This window comes from Streptomyces sp. SID11385 (assembly GCF_010548245.1).
Lineage (GTDB): Bacteria > Actinomycetota > Actinomycetes > Streptomycetales > Streptomycetaceae > Streptomyces.
The window spans coordinates 1-1,901 of the sequence record NZ_JAAGLR010000548.1 but is presented as its reverse complement, the minus strand read 5'-3'; the positions used below and the strand labels follow the sequence as shown (position 1 = coordinate 1,901).

At 73.9% G+C, this 1,901-nt stretch carries 2 protein-coding genes; both read left to right on the top strand.

What is annotated here, in order from left to right:
• Positions 1-996, top strand: a complete 996-nt coding sequence (nadC, locus tag G3I42_RS16740) for a carboxylating nicotinate-nucleotide diphosphorylase (protein ID WP_164286798.1) — start codon at positions 1-3, stop codon at positions 994-996.
• A 42-nt stretch (positions 997-1,038) separates the two neighbouring features.
• Positions 1,039-1,836 (top strand): type III pantothenate kinase, encoded by a 798-nt coding sequence (locus G3I42_RS16735; protein WP_164286796.1) that lies wholly within the window; start codon positions 1,039-1,041, stop codon positions 1,834-1,836.
• Positions 1,837-1,901: the final 65 nt, after the last annotated feature.

The window sequence follows — 1,901 nt, the reverse complement described above, 5'->3', positions numbered from 1 at the left end:
CTGCCCGCCGACGACGCGGGCGCGAGCGGCGGCTGCGGCGCGGGCTGCGCCTGCGGCGGCCACGACGCCGAGGACCACGAGCACGAGGACGACGAGGACGTCTGCGGCCTCGACCCCGCGCTCGCGGCGCTCCTCGCCGCCGGCGGCCTCGACCCCGTCCACGTCGAGGACGTCGCGTACCTGACCCTCGCCGAGGACCTGGACGGCGGCGAGGACGTCACCTCGCTCGCAACCGTCCCCGCCGACGCCGTCGCGACCGCCGACTTCACCGCGCGCGAGAACGGCGTCGTCGCCGGGCTGCACATCGCGGAGGCCGTCATCTCGCTCGTCGCGACCGAGGAGTTCGAGGTCGAGCGGCACGTCGCGGACGGCGACGCGGTGCACGCCGGGCAGAAGCTGCTCAGCGTCACGACCCGCACCCGCGACCTGCTCACCGCCGAGCGCAGCGCCCTCAACCTGCTCAACCGCCTCTCCGGCATCGCGACGGCGACCCGCGCCTGGGCCGACGCGCTCGCCGGGACGAAGGCGCGCGTGCGCGACACCCGCAAGACCACGCCGGGGCTGCGCGCGCTGGAGAAGTACGCCGTGCGCTGCGGCGGCGGCGTCAACCACCGCATGTCCCTCTCGGACGCCGCGCTCGTCAAGGACAACCACGTCGTCGCCGCCGGGGGCGTCGCCGCCGCCTTCCAGGCGGTCCGGACGATGTTCCCCGGCCTGACCGTCGAGGTCGAGGTCGACACGATCCACCAGCTCCGCGACGTGCTCGACGCCGGGGCCGACCTCGTCCTGCTCGACAACTTCACCCCCGCCGAGACCGAGGAGGCCGTCGCCCTCACCGCCGGGCGCGCCCTGCTCGAATCCTCCGGCCGCCTCACCCTCGACAACGCCCGCGCCTACGCCGGGACCGGCGTCGACTACCTCGCCGTCGGCGCGCTCACGCACTCCGCGCCGATCCTCGACATCGGCCTGGACCTGCGCGAGCCGGACAACGGCTGACCCCGTCCCCCCGCCCCCGCCTCTTCCTTCAGGACATTCGCGATGCTGCTGACCATCGACGTCGGGAACACCCACACCGTGCTCGGTCTCTTCGACGGCGAGGAGATCGTCGAGCACTGGCGGATCTCCACGGACCCCCGCCGCACCGCCGACGAACTGGCGGTCCTCCTCCAGGGCCTCATGGGCACCCACCCGCTGCTCGGCATGGAACTCGGCGAGGGCATCGACGGCATCGCGATCTGCTCCACCGTGCCCGCCGTGCTCCACGAACTGCGCGAGGTCAGCCGCAGGTACTACGGGGACGTCCCGGCGATCCTCGTGGAGCCCGGCGTGAAGACGGGCGTGCCGATCCTCATGGACAACCCCAAAGAGGTCGGCACGGACCGCATCATCAACGCCGTCGCCGCGCAGCACCTCTACGGGGGCCCGGCGATCGTCGTCGACTTCGGGACGGCGACGACCTTCGACGCGGTCTCCGCGCGCGGCGAGTACACGGGCGGCGTGATCGCCCCCGGCATCGAGATCTCCGTCGAGGCGCTGGGCCTGCGCGGCGCCCAGCTCCGCAAGATCGAGCTGGCCAGACCCCGCAGCGTCATCGGCAAGAGCACCGTCGAGGCGATGCAGTCCGGCATCCTCTACGGCTTCGCGGGCCAGGTCGACGGCGTCGTCCAGCGCATGGCCCGCGAACTCGCCGCCGACCCCGCCGACGTCACCGTCATCGCCACGGGCGGCCTCGCCCCGATGGTCCTCGGCGAGGCCGCGGTCATCGACCACCACGAGCCGTGGCTGACGCTGATCGGGCTGCGGCTGGTGTACGAGAGGAACGCGGGGCGGCGGTGAGGGGCGGGGCGGCAGCGAGGGCGGGGCGGCGGTGAGGGGCCCGGCGTGGCGGGGGCTTCCCTCCG

What these genes read in the sequence shown, in the direction of transcription:
- G3I42_RS16735 (WP_164286796.1), top strand. Translation starts at nt 1,039, where the DNA reads ATGCTGCTGACCATCGACGTCGGGAACACCCACACCGTGCTCGGTCTC.